1 protein-coding gene is annotated in these 1377 nt (G+C 64.5%); it reads right to left on the reverse strand.

What is annotated here, in order from left to right; translation table 11 throughout:
- Positions 1-57: 57 nt before the first annotated feature.
- A partial coding sequence (locus tag G8O24_RS42435; protein ID WP_188108403.1) for a C-terminal helicase domain-containing protein occupies positions 58-1377 on the reverse strand: 1320 nt, incomplete at its 5' end.

Consider the following 1377-nt stretch of genomic DNA (forward strand, 5'->3'; position numbering starts at 1 on the left):
ACATTTCAGATGATGTCGCCGGCGCAATCCGGCGGCATCATCGGAGCCGACGATCGTTCAGCCCCGGCGCTTCTTCTTGTTCTTCTTGCCAGGCGGGCCCGGCCATTCGGTGACCGAGGGTGCATATTTGGCGTCGCCGGATTTATTGCCGAATGTCTTGTCGAATTTCTTCTCAGATTTTTTGCCCTTCTTGCCAAAGGCCGGCTTACCGAATTTCCCGTCGTCATGAGGCTTTTCTTGGGGCTTGGCGTGCGGCTTGCCGTGATGCTTGCCTTCAGGCTTGCCCCGCGGCCTGTCGAGATGCTTCGGCTCGCGCATGGTCCAGGGATCGTCGCTGCGGCGGACAATTTGATCGTGCTCACCTTCGTCGCGCCGCGGTGCGCGTGAGGGCTTCTCCGCCCCCTGCGCCGGCGGCGCCCCCGTCATCGGTTCGATGCGGATGCTATCCTCCTTGTCCGGGCGCTTGACCTTGGCGGCGAAGGATTCTGCGACGCGCTCGGAAATCTCGAACTCGGTGGTGGTGTCGCTGATCTTGATCGCGCCGATGTCGCGCTTGTCGATGCCGCCGCGGCGGCAGATCATCGGCAGCAGCCAGCGCGCCTCGGCATTCTTGCGCCGCCCGATGGCTGCACGAAACCAGACCGTAGGCTCCGCCATGACATGCTTCGACGATCCCTTCCCTGGCTTGGCCCGCGGCCGGTCGGAGCGATCGTCGCCCCGCGGTGCGCGATCTTCGCGATTGCGATTCTCGCGCCGTCCGCGATCCTCGCCGGGATCGATGATGTCTTCCGGCGACGGCAGCCGCGCGCGATAGAGCCGCGCGAGCGCCGCGGCGATGTCCTCGGCCGGCCGCTCGGCCAGCAGGGCCTTGGCCAACTCCAGATCGTCTGAAGTCGTCTCCTCGGTGAACAACACGTCCTTCATGCGCTCATGATCGAGCTTGCGGATCTCGTCGGCCTGCGGCGCCAAACCCCAGACAGCCTCGGTGCCAGACAGATTGAGCAGCAACTCCGCGCGACGGCGCCGGGCCGGCGGTACCAGCAGCACGCTTGTGCCCTTGCGGCCTGCGCGTCCGGTTCGGCCCGAACGATGCTGCATCACCTCGGGGTCGTTCGGCAGGTCGGCATGAATGACGAGGTCGAGACTCGGCAGGTCGATGCCGCGCGCGGCAACGTCGGTCGCGACGCAAACGCGGGCGCGGCCGTCCCGAAGCGACTGCAGCGCCAGAGTGCGTTCGTTCTGCGTCAATTCGCCGTAAGCGACGTCTACGTCCCATTCGCAAAGATTTGGAGGGACGGATTGCAAAGCGTTGGCGCGACGGATTGCAATCTGTTGATCCACGCGTTGGAAATCGTTGAAGTTGCGTGTGGAGGGACA

The sequence above is a fragment of the Bradyrhizobium campsiandrae genome, from assembly GCF_014529705.1.
Lineage (GTDB): Bacteria > Pseudomonadota > Alphaproteobacteria > Rhizobiales > Xanthobacteraceae > Bradyrhizobium > Bradyrhizobium campsiandrae.